Source organism: Roseovarius sp. 217, assembly GCF_000152845.1.
Taxonomy (GTDB): domain Bacteria; phylum Pseudomonadota; class Alphaproteobacteria; order Rhodobacterales; family Rhodobacteraceae; genus Roseovarius.
In genome coordinates, this window is record NZ_CH902584.1 from 1,171,348 (window position 1) to 1,185,750 (window position 14,403).

The window sequence follows — 14,403 nt, forward strand, 5'->3', positions numbered from 1 at the left end:
CTCAGCCCCCTTGCCGTGGTGCGACGATCTCGATGCGGTCGCCGTGATTCAGTCTCTGTTCCGGCCTTTTTATAGCAGGAACAAAACTTTCATTCACCGCTGTGGCCACCTTGGCCTCGCCATAGCCCAACTCGGTCAGCAGCGCGTCGAGCGTTGTGGCTGCGGTATCCTGCGTGGTGCCGTTAACCGTGATATTCATGGGCCAAAAACTCCGGGTTTGCATTGTCGCCTGTCACCAAACCGGCCACCATCCGTGCCACGATAGGCGACAGAAGAAAGCCGTGACGAAAGAGGCCGTTGGCATAGATCGTGTCCCCTTTGCGGATGATGCGCGGCAGGTTGTCGGGAAAAGCTGGGCGAGCGTCTGCACCGATCTCCATCACCTCCGCCTCGCCAAAGGCCGGGTGCAGTGCGTAGGCAGCAGAGAGCAACTCCATCACAGACCGGACCGAGGTGCGCCCGCGTTCCTCACTTTCGATCTGCGTCGCACCCAGCATCAAAACACCGTCTCCACGTGGGACAATATAGAGTGGAAAGCGGGGATGAAGTAGACGGATGGGCCGATTTAGGGTCACATCCGGGGCGCGCAGGATGACCATTTCGCCTTTGACGCCCCGCAGTTCAGGCAATGCATCTTGCGCCGCAAGTCCGCGGCAATCGATCACAGGGCCATGCGGGGTCTCAGCGCTTTGCTCGAATACGACGCCAGAGAGAACAAGCCAATCCCGCAACTGCGCGAGGGCCATGCGCGGGTTAATATGCGCCTCATCTTTGAAATACAGCGCACGAGCGTGATGCTCGGCCAAATGCGGCTCTAACTTGGCCAGTTCCTCACTTGATACCAGCCGGTGCCCCTTGGTCCTTCGGGCAAATTGATCCAGTTCGCGGCGATCACGTTGCAACGTTACCACAAGAGTGCCTTTACGCTCGACTTTGACGCCCTGTGCTGACCACCAATCCGCCGCCTGTTGACCCAGGCGGACTACGGGTTCTTCTGCACTGAATCCTTCACAAAAAGGCGCAAGCATACCCCCCGCCCACCAAGAACATGCGGTTGGTCCCGGCTCTGGCGCAGGATCACGCAGGATCACGCGCGCGCCTTGTGCGATCAACTCTGTGGCAACGCAGAGGCCCACGATCCCCGCCCCTCGTATGGTGATCGCCTTGCTCATGTCCAGATCTCGTGAAAATGATGCACCGGGCCATGTCCTTGGCCGATCTCCAACATGTTGGCGGCCAGAATCGCCCGATGCAGCCAGATATGTGCGTTTTCTACCGCTTTGGGCAATGTTAGGCCCTTTGCGAGCCCCGCCGTGATGGCAGAGGACAGAGTACATCCCGTCCCATGGGTGTTGCGCGTGGCGATACGGGGCGCGTCGAACCTCACCACCCCGTCAGAGATCAGCCAATCGCTGCAAGTGTCGCCGCGTCCGTGTCCACCCTTCATCAGTACCGCTTGAACACCCATGTCGCGCAGGCGCTGACCTTGAGCTTGCATCTCAGCGTCATCCTCAGCCTCTGAGGCGCCAAGAAGGCTCGCGGCCTCGGGTAAATTCGGGGTCATTAGATCGGCACGCGGCAAAAGCAGCGCGATCAAAGCCTCTCGGGCTGCATCCGGCAAGAGCTTTGCTCCGGATTTGGCAACCATGACCGGATCAAGCACGATCGGTCCGGAGTACCCCGCCAGAGCCTCTGCCACGGTCTCGATCAGGCTGGCATCGCCCAACATGCCAATTTTGATACAATCGACCCTGATATCGCCCAAAACAGCAGCGATCTGAGCGGCAACAACGGCATTCGGAACGGGATGCACATCGGTGACCGCACAGGTGTTTTGTGCGGTCACCGCGGTGATCACACTGGTGCCGTAAACACCCAGGGCCGAAAAGGTTTTGAGGTCCGCCTGAATCCCCGCACCTCCACCGCTATCGGAGCCCGCGATTGTCAATGCCGTTGCCACCATCGGCCAGTCCTCTCATGTCGAGGGAAACGGACTTGGGACGCGTGTTGCGTGCTGATGTCCGTTCCCTACGCCGGTATCAACCGGATCAGGTTCGATGGGTTGACGTAATGTCTCTCAGCCCGAAAACGGGCACCCCAACGGATGTTGCCAATAGCTAACAGCCGATTTCTTATGCTGCAAGAGGAGATTGCAGGATAGGACATGTCGCAAACAGGACTCAAGGCTTCGCGTAATCGCGTCAGGGTGAGGAAATGTTCCTTGCAGAAAGATGCCTTGATGTCCTTTGCTCCGGTGCCTCATCAGTTTGATAAGATCGCTGACTTTTCGCTTGATCCTTCGGTTTCCATTCCTGAGGCGGTGCTTGAACGGGCCGCATTACTGCTTGTCGACACACTTGGGGTTGCGGCGGGGGCGGCATCGCTCGACGTGAGTAGGATCGCGCGCGAGTTTGCGGTCGATTTTCACGGTGCGAGTAGTGACAAACACAGCGCAACTTTGCTCTTTGATGGTCGGCGCTGCGCGAGGCCGGGGGCGGCTTGGGCCTTGGCCACGCAGATTGACAATCTCGATGGGCATGATGGCTACAACCCGACCAAGGGACATATCGGCTGTGCCCTGGTGCCAGCGCTCTTTGCCTATGCCGAGCAATCCTTGGATCTGACCGGGCGGCAGGCGCTCACAGCCCTTGCCGTGGGCTATGAGATAGCCGCGCGGGCGGGCGTCGCGCTGCATGCAACCACCGCTGATTACCACACGTCGGGGGCATGGAATGCATTAGGGGTCGCGACACTCGGGGCACATCTTCGGAGGCAAACGCCCGAGGTGTTGCGTCAGGCCATGGGTATCGCCGAATACCATGGGCCGCGCAGTCAGATGATGCGCGAGATTGCCAATCCCACCATGCTGCATGATGGCTCAGGAATGGGCGCATTGGTTGGGATTTCGTCTCTGATACAGGCCGAGCGTGGCTTTATCGGCGCGCCCGCCATCACGGTCGAAGGGGCCGACGTGACGCATATTTGGGGAGATTTGGGACAGGATTGGACGCTCTTGCGGAACTACATTAAGCCCTATCCAATCTGTCGTTGGGCCCATGGTGCGCTCGAAGGCGTTCGCGTGCTGATGGTCGAGCACGCGGTTACTGGACCCGAAATCGAGACGCTTGAGGTTGCAACCTTTGCTGAATCTGCTGCGCTTTACTCCGGACTTCCCACCACCACCAGCGAGGCACAGTATTCGCTTGGCTTTGCTCTCGCGTCCTTGTTGGTTCATGGGCGGATCGGCCCGGAACACATAACCGGCGCAGGACTTCGGAATGCAGACGTTGCCAAGATACATGCCCGTATCACCGTGCGCGAAGAACCGCGCCATTCCGCCCGCTTTCCCGCCGGGCGCTGGTCGGATGTCACGGCCATCCTGCGGGACGGGCGGCGGCTTTCCTCAGGCGATGTCAATGCGCGCGGCGGACCTGAGGCCCCGATGCCCGAGGCGGACATAAGAGCCAAGTTAGATGCAATGGCTGGTCATGTTCTGTCCGCAGGGCGCATCTCCGCGCTCTGGGATATGAAAGAGAGACTATTGCAGCCCAATACACTCTTTTCCGAGCTGACCGCTCTTGTCACTCGTGCCCCGGACCAGTGACGAAAAAAGCCCCGCCATGAAGGCGGGGCAGGTCAATGGTGCCCGAGAAAGTCAGGCCTTGGGCACCGGCGGTGTCTTGGGGATCAGTTGGGGCGCTCTTCCATTTCCGAGCGTATTTGCTGGCGTAGCACGTCGATGGGCACAACCTTGCCCTCGCGCTTGAAGCACCAATAGGTCCAGCCATTACAAGAGGGCGCGCCTTCGAGATGTGCGCCGACCTGATGGATCGAGCCCTTGATACTATCAGCCACCAAAGTGCCATCAGCGCGCACCTTTGCGGCGCATTTCCCGTTCATGGATGTGAGCATTTCACCGGGACGCAACATGCCGCGCTCGATCAACTGACCAAAGGGCACACGCGGCTCTGCCCGTTTCGAGGTCGAGACCTGAAGCGCGTCGCGGTCAAATTTGCGAATGCTTGCCAGCCGCTTTTCCGCGACCACGCGATAGGCGGCCTCACGCTCGATGCCGATGTAGTCGCGGCCCAGCATCTTGGCAACGGCCCCTGTGGTGCCCGTGCCAAAAAATGGATCCAGAATGACATCTCCGGGGTTGGTGGACCCGACCAAGACGCGGTGCAACAGGCTCTCGGGTTTTTGCGTCGGATGCGCCTTGTCGCCCTTGTCATCCTTGAGCCGCTCATGCCCGGTGCAGAGCGGGAGCACCCAATCCGAGCGCATCTGCACGCCATCATTCAGCGATTTCAGCGCCTCGTAATTGAATGTGTATTTCGCGCCCTCTGATTTCGAGGCCCAGATCATCGTTTCATGCGCGTTGGTCAGGCGCTTGCCGCGGAAATTCGGCATCGGGTTGGACTTGCGCCAAATCACATCGTTCAGGATCCAATAGCCCGCGTCCTGCAACGCCGCCCCTACCCGAAAAATGTTGTGATAAGATCCGATGACCCAGATTGCCCCATGGGGTTTAAGCAGTCGGCGCGCCGCTTTGAGCCAGTCATGGGTGAACTTATCATAAGCAGCGAAGCTGGCAAACTGGTCCCACGCATCATCGACCGCATCCACCTGGCTATTGTCAGGACGATGCAGATCGCCCTTGAGTTGGAGATTATAGGGTGGATCGGCAAAAATGAGATCGACGCTTGCCTCTGGCAAGCTGTTCATCACCTCGATGCAATCACCGGCAATAATCGTATTGAGAGGGAGCGCAGGCGCGCTCTTGGCTTTGGTCATTGTTGTCATCTTCTGCCTCTGTCCCGGCGCTTTTGCGCTCTGGTGGTTGGGGACCAAGATGAGTCAAAGCTGATTCGCCGTCAATTTCTTTTTTGAATCATAGGGTTAGTTATTCTTCTTGATACAATATATTGTGGACTGGTTTGAATGAACGTCTATGGTGTGGGGTCACCCCAAGATTTAGAAGCGCTTGCTTGTGGCTTTTCGACGGGTATCCTGCGTTTCGCTCCCAGCCATAACCGGGAAACTGTTGCGCCAAATCCCACATGATCTGATCGCGCCTGATTTTCGCGACAATTGAGGCTGCCGCAATAGAGAGTGAAATGGCATCGCCGCGCACAATGGCGCGGGCTGGCAGGGTCAGACCGCGTGGGATCAGGTTGCCATCAATCAGCGCGAGGTCAGGCGCAAGTCCAAGCCCCGCAATTGCACGCTCCATCGCGAGATGTGAGGCGCGCAGGATATTAAGCCGGTCAATCTCGTCTACGCTGGCATGGGCGACACTGACATGTGCCGTCGCGAGGATTACGCCACAGAGCGCCGCGCGACGGGCAGCACTCAGCTTTTTGGAATCATTCAGGCCTTCGGGAATATTGCCCGGATCCAGGATCACGGCGGCGGCGGTCACCGGCCCCGCCAGCGGTCCGCGCCCGACCTCGTCAACACCGGCAATGCGCCGATAGCCCTGTGAATGGGCGGTGTGTTCATGGCTGAAATCAGGACCGGACATGGCCCGCAAATACACAGGGCGGCGGCAAATGCAAAGGGAGGGGCAAGCCCCTCCCCCTCCCGTCTGCTCGAAGGGTTCAGTAATAGCCGTATTGGTTCAGACAATTGTCGCGATAGATCACCTGATGATGCCCGCCTACGCGCACGGCACAGGCTGACGGCAGGGCATTGTAAGAACCGTAACGCTGGTTCAGGCAGCGGCCAGAATATCCAGCCCGGTTGCCCGCGTAGACACGACAGGCCCCCGGCAAGTTGACGCGCTGCGCCCGGCCATAGGTGTTGCCATAGCCTCCGCGACCGTTGCCATGGCCGCGATCGTCATAGGCGTTGTCATGGCGACGATCATGGTTGTAGTCATTTCGACCATCGTAGTCCCGATACCCGCCGTTGTTTTTCTGCTTGTTGTTGCTGGCAATCGCCGCGCCAACGATTGCGCCCAAGGCAAGCCCAACGGCGAGGTTGCGATTGTCGCTTTTATCGCGGGCAAGCGCAGGCGTTGCGGTGACCGTGGTCAGCGCAAGAGCGCCGATCATAAGGACTGAGGTGAACTTGCTGAACATCGGACGCTCCTTTCAGATGCGACGAGTTTAGTTGCGATGATTGTCCCGGTGGTAAGGAACGTGGTTGCCATACCCGCGCTGATAAACCGGGCGGCCTTGGTGTGGACGCCCATAGCCACGCTGGGGTTGATAATAGCGCTGCTGGTTGTAGTGATGCCGCTTGGGGCTGTGGTTGTAGACCTGCTTGTGATGTCTTTTGGGGGCATAGTAGGGTTGCTGATATCCGTGACCACGTGTGACATAATCCTTGCGGCGGTCGCGGTTACGGTCGTCGGAAATCGCGGCGCCGACGATGGCCAGCGCAGCCACACCGGCGATGATGGCGGCGGTCTCGCCCCGGTTCTGCGCTTGGACAGGTGCGGCGGTGAGGCTGGTCACGGTCAGAGCCGCGCCGATGATGAGAGCGATGAACTTGCGATGCATGGTCATTCCTTTCAGGATGCTGACGGTCGTTACTCTGCGTCGGCCCACATGACCGGACGCTGTAACCCAAGGGTGAGGGCAGGCTGTCCAGACAGGCAATAACGCCCAGATGATATCAGATAACACGCCGTTTCGCGGTCACTCCGTCGCACAAGTTATTGAATAGCTGCTGGCCTTGGCGCATCTTCGCCGAATGACACAAAGCATACGCCCCCTCATTCTTGCCTTTGGCCTCGTCCTTGCCGCATCTTCGGCGCATGCGGCCTGTCAGGTGGAATACAAGGCCAAGCGCGACAAACCGCTTGAGCTTTATTACGACGTGACCGTCGTGAACGCGCCCTGCGCCTCGGCAGAGGCGGCCCTTCGAGCGCAACTGGCACAGCAAGGGCTGACCTTGCTCAAGGTGCTGTCGAAGAAGGAAAACTAAGGTGACTTTTTCACAGGCACTCCGATGCGCGGAATAACCACCACCGCCGCCGATGCGCGCCGATCTGGCAACCGCGTGGTGATTGCCGGAGTGGGTGGCATTGTGGCGATCCTCACGATTGCGGCCATTTTCCTGTTTCTCAGCCTGCCGGACGCCAACGCCTTTAATGCGCGGGTCGAGCGGATATTTGTCGAGAACGACGCACTGACCGGTCAAGGCGAAATCAAACTGCTGGAGATCCTTGCTCTTTCTGGCACGGCATTCTCAGAAACATTGGTCAGTTACAGGATGGTCATCTTTGTACTGCTGGTCTTTGCAACAGCGCTCCTCGTGGCCTCACTTGTGTTTCTGGTGATGCTGATTGCCCTCAACCGCCGGATGGCACAAATCGAGCGGTCGGGAATTCAGGTCAGTTCGCTGTTGATCAGCCGCGATGAAAAGACGGTCTATCTCAACGATATGGGATTCAAGCTGACCGATGCCGCCATGGAAACCCTCAGCGTTCTGGCCGAGGCGCGGATGGATGATGACGTGATGACCGGAGCAGAGATTGAGGCGGTGATTTCAGGCCGCAAGCCCGAGGATTGCGAAGAGGCGGCGGGCGCCACAAGGATCAAACGCCTTCGTGATACCTTGGGCAATCAGTTGGTGAGCGAGCTTTTGGTCAAGAATATCGCGCGTCATGGTTATATGCTCGCCATCGACAAGGATGTGATCCGGGTGGTCTGAGCTGGCTCAGACACCCAATGCCGCGACCAGCCTCGACCAATCATGCGCCCAGCCATCATCGCTGCGTTCACTGAGCCGGATCATCCAGAGCTCCATTTCCTGCCCCGGCAAGGTCAGATCGAGCGGCACCAGACGCCCCTCATCCAGATCGCGTTGCACCATGCCTTCGGGAAGCCATGCCACCCCGATTCCCCGGCGCGCATATTCATGGGCTGCCAGCGTCAGGGCGGTTTCGGCCCGACGGCGCAGGATACGGTTCGCGGGAATCCGTGGCAGGATCGCGCGGGCCATGATCTGACCCAGAAACACGTCTCCCGGATAGCCGATGAACGGCAGATCGTCACCCTGCGCAAGACGCGGGGCCGCCACGGGCCTCAGCCGTTCGCGTCCCAAGAGCACCTGCTCAAAACTTCGGCTGAGCGTGAGCGGCGCAATCTCGGGCACGGCATAGACCACGGCCAGATCGGCCTCGCCGGATAAAAGGCGCAAGAGACATTCCTCGCGGTTGTCAGAGCGCACCCGCACGGGTCGCCCGCCTTGTGCGGTCAGGATGCTGACAATCGCGGGGGAATGGGTGGTGGTGATGGCATGCTGACAGGCGAGCGTGAGGCCGCGGGCGCCGGAGCTCTGCATCAGGTTCTCGCGTAGGTGGCGCAGTTGCGTGGCCAGCGCCCGCATCTCGCCTGCCTGCGCCTCGATATCGGGTAAAAGCACCACGGGTTTGCGCCGCCTGTCAAAGAGCGGCACGCCGAGCGCCTCTTCAATGGCACGCAGACGTCGGGTGAAGGCGGATTGACTGACATGCCGTATCTCGGCGGCGCGTGCGAGTGATCCCGCATCTGCTACTGCCAGAATATCATCCAGCCATTCCATCCGCATATTGCACTCCTTGCATTATAGGTGACGATAATAGCATTAGACGCGGCCAATGTCCCGCCTTAGCCTACAGAAAACGCATGTTAATGGAGGACACCCATGCATCTTGCCCGCTATCCCCGCCGCTTTCTCGCCCATCTGCCAACGCCACTGGAGCGGCTGGATCGTTTGACCAAGGAATTGAACGGGCCGGAAATCTGGATCAAGCGCGACGATTGCACCGGCCTCAGCACCGGTGGCAACAAGACCCGCAAGCTCGAGTTCCTGATGGCCGAGGCCGAATTGCAGGGCGCGGATATGGTGATGACCCAGGGCGCCACCCAGTCCAACCACGCGCGCCAAACGGCGGCCTTTGCGGCCAAGCTGGGCATGGATTGCCACCTGCTACTTGAGGACAGAACCGGCTCCAACAACGCCAACTACAACAATGGCGGCAACGTCCTTCTGGACCATATGCACGGCGCGACCACGGAAAAGCGCCCCGGCGGCGGCGATATGAATGCCGAGATGGAAAAGGTCGCGGACAAGTTCCGCGCCGAGGGGCGCAATGTCTATACCATCCCCGGTGGTGGGTCGAACCCGACGGGCGCGCTAGGCTATGTCAACTGCGCCTTTGAGATGCTGGCGCAGTTCAATGATCGGGCGCTCAAGGTGGATCACATTGTCCATGCCACCGGAAGTGCAGGCACGCAGGCGGGGCTGATCACCGGGCTCAAAGCGATGAATGCGCAGATTCCGCTCCTCGGAATTGGCGTGCGCGCGCCCAAGGCAAAGCAGGAAGAGAACGTCTATAACCTCGCCTGTGCCACTGCTGAAAAGCTGGGCTGCGCCGGAGTGGTCAAGCGCGAGGATGTGGTCGCCAATACCGATTACGTCGGCGAAGGCTATGGTATTCCTACAGAATCCGGCATCGAGGCAATTCACATGTTTGCCGAGTTGGAGGCGATCCTGCTCGATCCGGTCTATTCGGCCAAGGGGGCTGCGGGCTTTATCGACCTGATCCGCAAGGGGCATTTCAAGAAAGGCGAGCGTGTTGTGTTTCTGCATACCGGGGGTTCTGTTGCGCTCTTCGGTTATGACAGCGCCTTTGATTTCTCGGGCCGCTGGAAGAAGTAATCCGCCTGAACCGGCGACCAAGACAAAGCCCCGCAGCAATGCGGGGTTTTCCATGCCCGACATATCCGGTAAAGCCCTCTGTAACCCATATTTGCAGGCGGAAGAGCACGCATGAAATTCACACTGTCCTGGCTGAAAGAGCACCTGGAAACCACGGCCTCGGTTACCGAGATCGCCGAGACCCTGACCGATCTGGGGCTGGAGGTAGAGGGGATCACCGATCCCGCCGCGCGGCTGCGTGAGTTTACCATCGGCAAGGTGCTCAAGGCGGAACCGCATCCCGATGCGGACCGGCTGCGAGTCTGTCAGGTGGCCACGGCGGATGGCGAGACACAGATCATCTGCGGCGCGCCCAATGCACGTGAAGGGATTACCGTAGTGATCGCCAAGCCGGGCGTCTATGTGCCCGGGATCGACACCACCATCGGCGTGGGCAAGATCCGTGGTATCGAGAGCTATGGCATGATGTGTTCCGAGCGCGAGATGGAGTTGAGCGAAGAGCACGACGGCATCATCGAGCTGCCCTCGGGCGAAGTTGGTGAGCGGTTCACTGATTGGTTGGCCACACATGACCCCGCCAAGGTGGACCCGGTGATCGAGATTGCGATTACCCCAAACCGTCCCGACGCGCTTGGCGTGCGCGGCATCGCAGTCGATCTCGCGGCGCGGGGGCTGGGCACGATGAAACCCGCTAAAACCGTTGATATTGAAGGGCAATTCTCTTGCCCCATTGGCGTGACGATTGACGAAGATACCGCGACCGGCGGCTGTGAGGTTTTTGCCGGACGACTGATCCGGGGGGTCAAGAACGGTCCCTCGCCGGAGTGGCTGCAACAGCGGTTGCGGGCCATCGGGCTGCGCCCCATTTCAACGCTTGTCGATATTACCAACTTTTTCACCTATGACCGCAACCGCCCCTTGCATGTGTTCGACGCTGACAAGGTGAGCAGTGATCTGCGTGTGCATCGCACGACAGGCGGCGAGACGCTGATTGGCCTCGACGAAAAGGAATATACCTTTGGCCCCGGTCAGGTGGTAATTTCCGATGACAGCGGCATCGAGAGCATTGGTGGCATCATGGGCGGGCTTCCAACGGGATGCACCGATGAGACCGTGAATGTCTTTCTGGAAGCGGCGGTCTGGGACACGGTGCAAATCGCCACGACGGGCCGTGCCCTGCGGATCAACTCTGACGCGCGCTATCGCAACGAGCGTGGCATTGATCCCGCGTTCAACATGGAGGCGCTGGATCTGGCGACGCAGATGATCCTGGATCTTTGCGGTGGCGTTCCGTCCAACCGCGTGGTCGCGGGCAAGGTGCCGGATGTGAGCCGCGCCTATCGGCTCGACCCGGCTCGGGTGCAATCTCTCGTCGGGATGGACATTCCAGAAAGCGAGCAACGTCAGACACTTACAGCGCTTGGGTTCAAGATTGAGGGCAGCATGGCCTATGTCCCTAGCTGGCGACCGGATATTCTGGGCGAGGCCGATCTGGTGGAAGAGGTGGCGCGGATTGCGTCGCTGACCAAACTGAAAGGCCGCCCAATGGCGCGTGCGCTGCCGGGCGTGCCGAAGCCAATTCTGAGCCCGATGCAAAAGCGCGAGCAGATCGCACGGCGTACGGGGGCGGCGCTTGGCTATAATGAATGCGTCACCTACAGCTTTATCGACCATGCGGCGGCGACGCTGTTTGGCGGTGGAGATGATGCGACAATGCTGGCCAATCCGATCAGTTCGGACATGAGTCATATGCGCCCCGATTTGCTGCCCGGTCTGTTGCAAGCGGCAGCGCGCAATCAGGCGCGAGGGATCATGGATCTGGCCCTATTCGAGGTGGGGCACGCATTCCATGGGGGTGAACCGGGAGAGCAACACCTACAGGTAGCGGGTCTGCTGGTTGGTCGCACCGGACCGAAGGACGTGCATGGGGGCGCGCGGGCGGTTGATGTGTTTGACGCCAAGGCGGATGCAGAAGCGATCCTGTCAGCGATTGGCGCACCGTCCAAGGTGCAGATCCTGCGGGATGGTCCGGTCTGGTTCCATCCGGGCCGGCATGGGCGGATTTGTCTTGGCCCGAAGAAGGTTCTGGGCGTGTTCGGAGAGGTTCATCCGCGTATTTTGCAGGCGCTGGATGTCAAAGGACCTGCCGTGGCCTTTACCCTGTATCCGGCTGATATTCCCCTGCCGCGCAAGAGCTCGGCGAGCAGAGGCGCTTTGGATATCAGTGACTTGCAAGCCGTTGAACGGGATTTCGCCTTTGTCGTGGATGCGCAAATCGAAGCGCTCACCTTGATCAATGCGGCGTCCGGCGCAGATAAGGCGTTGATCGAGGATGTGCGTATCTTTGACGCGTTCATCGGCGGCAATCTGGGCGAGGGCAAGAAATCTCTGGCCCTCACTGTGCGGCTGCAACCGCGCGATAAAACGCTGACTGAGGCCGAAATAGAGACTGTTTCGGCCAAGATCATCGAGAAAGTGACCAAGGCCACCGGCGGGGTGCTGCGGGGCTGAGACAAGAGGAGGACACCATGCTGACGGTTTATCTGTCGGGAGAAATCCACACCGACTGGCGGGATCAGATTATTGAGGGATCTCAAGGACTTGATGTCAAGTTCTTGAGTCCGGTCACCGATCATGCGGCCTCGGACGATTGCGGTGTCGCGATTTTGGGGGAAGAACCCAACAAATTCTGGCACGATCACAAGGGGGCGATGGTCAATGCGATCCGCACCCGCAAGGGTATTGCAGACGCAGATGTTGTGGTTGTCCGCTTTGGTGAACACTACAAGCAATGGAATGCCGCTTTTGATGCGGGCTATGCGGCCGCACTTGGCAAGTCGCTGATCATCCTGCAACGCCCGGAACATGACCATGCGCTCAAGGAGGTGGATGCCGCAGCACTCGCCGTGGCGCGGGAACCGGCGCAGGTGGTGGATATTCTCAAGTATGTCCTGAACGGCAGCTTGCCGGGCTGACCATGTGTACAGCAGGTACATTAGGTACGCGCGTTTTGTACACGCCATCCAAGCGGCGTGGATGGCGGGCGCACGGCGCGTCAAGGTGACGTTAACCGGGATCAAGGCAGGGTGACATCAACCCGCCAAAGCCCCGGAGTGCCAGCCATGTTCGTCAATGCCAACACCCGCAAGATCCGTGCGAATTTTCGCAACTACCTTGATCACGTCATGACAACGGGAGATCGGGTGCTGATCTTTCGACACGGCAAAGAGGTGGCGGCGCTGGTCTGCCGCGAGGACTTCAACGCGCTAGAGGAGGTCTCGGGGCGGACTGAACGGCTGATGGAACAGCGCCACCGGGAGGCTATGGAGCGGATGCGGGTGATGAAGGGCAGAATGCGGCAGGATCTGTAAGGCGGGCCTGCGGTGCTATGGGAGAACGCTGAAACCAAGGCGATTCCTCCCCTCGCTCAGCGCAAGGCCAAATGCCCCGCGATTACTGCGTAGTCTGAACACTCTTGGTGACCCCGGCAGGATTCGAACCTGCAACCTGCCCCTTAGGAGGGGGCTGCTCTATCCTGTTGAGCCACGGGGCCACGCGGGGACTTGATTAGCGCGCGCGGGGGCGTTTGTCATCGTCCGATTTCTATGACGGGACGTTTTGGTGTGGGGATGCGCAGCATGCTTGATCCTGTCCGGGCGTTCGCGGTAACAATGGGCATCAGACTTTGTGGATATTTCCCGTGACACAACATGACCGACACCCCCTGACCCTGCGCGATGTGTCCGAAGCGGCGGGCGTGTCGGAGATGACGGTCAGTCGGGTGCTGCGCAACAAGGGCGATGTGTCAGACGGCACCCGGCAGCGCGTGCTCGAGGCGGCCAAGCGGCTGGGATATGTGCCAAACAAGATCGCGGGCGCCTTGGCCAGCCAACGGGTCAATCTGGTGGCCGTGATCATTCCGTCGATGTCCAACATGGTGTTTCCCGAGGTGATGACCGGGATCAGTGCCGTGCTGGAGGAGACCGATCTTCAGCCGGTGGTTGGATTGACCGGATACCGACCGGAAAAGGAAGAAAAAGTCCTCTATGAGATGCTGTCGTGGCGGCCCTCTGGGGTGATCATCGCGGGACTGGAACATTCGGATGCCAGCCGCGCCATGCTGCGGGCGAGCGGGATTCCCGTGGTCGAGATCATGGATGTGGACGGCACGCCGATTGACTCGGTCGTGGGAATTTCGCACCGGCGCGCCGGGCAACAGATGGCGCAGGCGATCATCAAGGCGGGCTATCGGCGGATCGGGTTCATGGGCACCAAGATGCCGCTCGATCACCGGGCGCGCAAACGGTTCGAGGGGTTCACAGAGGCGCTGGCCAAGGCCGGGATCGAGATGGCGGATCACGAGTTTTATTCGGGGGGATCGGCGCTGCTCAAGGGGCGGGAAATGACCGCTGAGATGCTGCGGCGCACGCCGGATCTGGATTTCCTCTACTACTCGAATGACATGATCGGGGCCGGCGGTTTGCTCTATCTGCTGGAGCAGGGAATCGACATTCCAGAACAGATGGGGCTGGCCGGGTTCAACGGCGTGGATCTTTTGAAAGGGTTGCCACGCGAGTTGGCGACGATGGATGCCTGCCGGCTGCAAATCGGGCGTAAGGCGGCCGAGATCATCGCAGCGCGGGCCGTGAGCCCCGGTGAAGTGGAGCCGGTGCGCATCACGCTGGAACCGACGCTGAGCCTTGGTGACACGCTGCGCCGTCGCTGAACATCTTTTCCCTGTTTGTGTCG

General features: G+C 59.7%; 16 protein-coding genes, 1 tRNA gene and 1 riboswitch. Of the genes, 8 read left to right on the top strand and 9 right to left on the bottom strand.

Going from position 1 to position 14,403, the window contains the following annotated elements:
* Position 1: 1 nt before the first annotated feature.
* From thiS to thiD, 3 genes are read right to left on the bottom strand one after another with little or no spacing between them, the layout of a single operon-like run.
* Complete coding sequence (thiS, locus tag ROS217_RS05540) at positions 2–199, bottom strand: sulfur carrier protein ThiS (protein WP_009816700.1); 198 nt, start codon at positions 197–199, stop codon at positions 2–4.
* Entirely contained in the window at positions 183–1,172 is a 990-nt protein-coding gene (locus tag ROS217_RS05545) for an FAD-dependent oxidoreductase (protein ID WP_009816701.1), read from the bottom strand. Before ROS217_RS05545 ends, thiS begins: the two co-directional genes overlap by 17 nt.
* Complete coding sequence (gene thiD / locus ROS217_RS05550; RefSeq protein ID WP_009816702.1) at positions 1,169–1,963, bottom strand: bifunctional hydroxymethylpyrimidine kinase/phosphomethylpyrimidine kinase; 795 nt, start codon at positions 1,961–1,963, stop codon at positions 1,169–1,171. Before thiD ends, ROS217_RS05545 begins: the two co-directional genes overlap by 4 nt.
* A 45-nt stretch (positions 1,964–2,008) precedes the next feature.
* Positions 2,009–2,110: riboswitch (TPP riboswitch) on the bottom strand.
* A 129-nt stretch (positions 2,111–2,239) separates the two neighbouring features.
* Between thiD and ROS217_RS05555 the strand changes: the two genes are divergently transcribed.
* Positions 2,240–3,604, top strand: coding sequence for an MmgE/PrpD family protein (locus tag ROS217_RS05555; RefSeq protein ID WP_009816703.1), 1,365 nt, complete (start codon positions 2,240–2,242; stop codon positions 3,602–3,604).
* Between the two features lie 83 nt (positions 3,605–3,687).
* Here ROS217_RS05555 and ROS217_RS05560 read toward each other — a convergent pair whose 3' ends face one another.
* From ROS217_RS05560 to ROS217_RS05575, 4 genes are all read right to left on the bottom strand, one after another.
* Positions 3,688–4,803: a site-specific DNA-methyltransferase gene (locus ROS217_RS05560; protein WP_009816704.1), complete on the bottom strand. Its 1,116-nt coding sequence runs from the start codon at positions 4,801–4,803 to the stop codon at positions 3,688–3,690.
* Positions 4,804–4,903: 100 nt separating this feature from the next.
* A complete protein-coding gene (locus tag ROS217_RS05565; protein ID WP_009816705.1) occupies positions 4,904–5,524 on the bottom strand; it encodes a ribonuclease HII in 621 nt (206 codons plus the stop codon).
* Positions 5,525–5,600: 76 nt separating this feature from the next.
* Complete coding sequence (locus tag ROS217_RS05570) at positions 5,601–6,083, bottom strand: hypothetical protein (protein WP_009816706.1); 483 nt, start codon at positions 6,081–6,083, stop codon at positions 5,601–5,603.
* Between the two features lie 27 nt (positions 6,084–6,110).
* Positions 6,111–6,506 (bottom strand): hypothetical protein, encoded by a 396-nt coding sequence (locus ROS217_RS05575; protein ID WP_254656375.1) that lies wholly within the window; start codon positions 6,504–6,506, stop codon positions 6,111–6,113.
* A gap of 193 nt (positions 6,507–6,699) precedes the next feature.
* On the opposite strand from ROS217_RS05575, the gene ROS217_RS05580 reads away from it, so the two are divergent.
* Together ROS217_RS05580 and ROS217_RS05585 are read left to right on the top strand one after the other, a co-directional pair.
* Entirely contained in the window at positions 6,700–6,933 is a 234-nt protein-coding gene (locus ROS217_RS05580; protein ID WP_009816708.1) for a hypothetical protein, read from the top strand.
* Between the two features lie 24 nt (positions 6,934–6,957).
* Positions 6,958–7,662, top strand: a complete 705-nt coding sequence (locus ROS217_RS05585; RefSeq protein WP_009816709.1) for a winged helix-turn-helix domain-containing protein — start codon at positions 6,958–6,960, stop codon at positions 7,660–7,662.
* Between the two features lie 6 nt (positions 7,663–7,668).
* Here the strand turns inward: ROS217_RS05585 and ROS217_RS05590 are convergent, their stop codons facing one another.
* Positions 7,669–8,541, bottom strand: coding sequence for a LysR family transcriptional regulator (locus ROS217_RS05590; RefSeq protein WP_009816710.1), 873 nt, complete (start codon positions 8,539–8,541; stop codon positions 7,669–7,671).
* Positions 8,542–8,637: 96 nt separating this feature from the next.
* Here ROS217_RS05590 and ROS217_RS05595 point away from each other — a divergent pair, with 96 nt between their 5' ends.
* The 4 genes from ROS217_RS05595 (at position 8,638) to ROS217_RS05610 (ending at position 13,025) form a co-directional block, all read left to right on the top strand.
* Positions 8,638–9,654, top strand: coding sequence for a D-cysteine desulfhydrase (locus ROS217_RS05595; RefSeq protein ID WP_009816711.1), 1,017 nt, complete (start codon positions 8,638–8,640; stop codon positions 9,652–9,654).
* Positions 9,655–9,765: 111 nt separating this feature from the next.
* Positions 9,766–12,165 carry a phenylalanine--tRNA ligase subunit beta gene (gene pheT / locus ROS217_RS05600; protein WP_009816712.1) on the top strand — a complete coding sequence of 800 codons (2,400 nt, stop codon included), beginning with the start codon at positions 9,766–9,768 and terminating at the stop codon, positions 12,163–12,165.
* A 17-nt stretch (positions 12,166–12,182) separates the two neighbouring features.
* Entirely contained in the window at positions 12,183–12,629 is a 447-nt protein-coding gene (locus ROS217_RS05605; protein ID WP_009816713.1) for a YtoQ family protein, read from the top strand.
* Between the two features lie 147 nt (positions 12,630–12,776).
* Positions 12,777–13,025, top strand: a complete 249-nt coding sequence (locus tag ROS217_RS05610) for a type II toxin-antitoxin system Phd/YefM family antitoxin (protein WP_009816714.1) — start codon at positions 12,777–12,779, stop codon at positions 13,023–13,025.
* Between the two features lie 105 nt (positions 13,026–13,130).
* On the opposite strand, the gene ROS217_RS05615 is transcribed toward ROS217_RS05610, so the two are convergent.
* Positions 13,131–13,207: transfer RNA gene (locus ROS217_RS05615), tRNA-Arg, on the bottom strand.
* 147 nt (positions 13,208–13,354) lie between these two features.
* Here ROS217_RS05615 and ROS217_RS05620 point away from each other — a divergent pair.
* Positions 13,355–14,380: a LacI family DNA-binding transcriptional regulator gene (locus ROS217_RS05620; RefSeq protein ID WP_009816715.1), complete on the top strand. Its 1,026-nt coding sequence runs from the start codon at positions 13,355–13,357 to the stop codon at positions 14,378–14,380.
* Positions 14,381–14,403 lie beyond the last annotated feature (23 nt).

What these genes read in the sequence shown, in the direction of transcription:
- thiS (WP_009816700.1), bottom strand. Translation starts at nt 199, where the DNA reads ATGAATATCACGGTTAACGGCACCACGCAGGATACCGCAGCCACAACG.
- ROS217_RS05545 (WP_009816701.1), bottom strand. Translation starts at nt 1,172, where the DNA reads ATGAGCAAGGCGATCACCATACGAGGGGCGGGGATCGTGGGCCTCTGC.
- thiD (WP_009816702.1), bottom strand. Translation starts at nt 1,963, where the DNA reads ATGGTGGCAACGGCATTGACAATCGCGGGCTCCGATAGCGGTGGAGGT.
- ROS217_RS05555 (WP_009816703.1), top strand. Translation starts at nt 2,240, where the DNA reads ATGTCCTTTGCTCCGGTGCCTCATCAGTTTGATAAGATCGCTGACTTT.
- ROS217_RS05560 (WP_009816704.1), bottom strand. Translation starts at nt 4,803, where the DNA reads ATGACAACAATGACCAAAGCCAAGAGCGCGCCTGCGCTCCCTCTCAAT.
- ROS217_RS05565 (WP_009816705.1), bottom strand. Translation starts at nt 5,524, where the DNA reads ATGTCCGGTCCTGATTTCAGCCATGAACACACCGCCCATTCACAGGGC.
- ROS217_RS05570 (WP_009816706.1), bottom strand. Translation starts at nt 6,083, where the DNA reads ATGTTCAGCAAGTTCACCTCAGTCCTTATGATCGGCGCTCTTGCGCTG.
- ROS217_RS05575 (WP_254656375.1), bottom strand. Translation starts at nt 6,506, where the DNA reads ATGCATCGCAAGTTCATCGCTCTCATCATCGGCGCGGCTCTGACCGTG.
- ROS217_RS05580 (WP_009816708.1), top strand. Translation starts at nt 6,700, where the DNA reads ATGACACAAAGCATACGCCCCCTCATTCTTGCCTTTGGCCTCGTCCTT.
- ROS217_RS05585 (WP_009816709.1), top strand. Translation starts at nt 6,958, where the DNA reads ATGCGCGGAATAACCACCACCGCCGCCGATGCGCGCCGATCTGGCAAC.
- ROS217_RS05590 (WP_009816710.1), bottom strand. Translation starts at nt 8,541, where the DNA reads ATGCGGATGGAATGGCTGGATGATATTCTGGCAGTAGCAGATGCGGGA.
- ROS217_RS05595 (WP_009816711.1), top strand. Translation starts at nt 8,638, where the DNA reads ATGCATCTTGCCCGCTATCCCCGCCGCTTTCTCGCCCATCTGCCAACG.
- pheT (WP_009816712.1), top strand. Translation starts at nt 9,766, where the DNA reads ATGAAATTCACACTGTCCTGGCTGAAAGAGCACCTGGAAACCACGGCC.
- ROS217_RS05605 (WP_009816713.1), top strand. Translation starts at nt 12,183, where the DNA reads ATGCTGACGGTTTATCTGTCGGGAGAAATCCACACCGACTGGCGGGAT.
- ROS217_RS05610 (WP_009816714.1), top strand. Translation starts at nt 12,777, where the DNA reads ATGTTCGTCAATGCCAACACCCGCAAGATCCGTGCGAATTTTCGCAAC.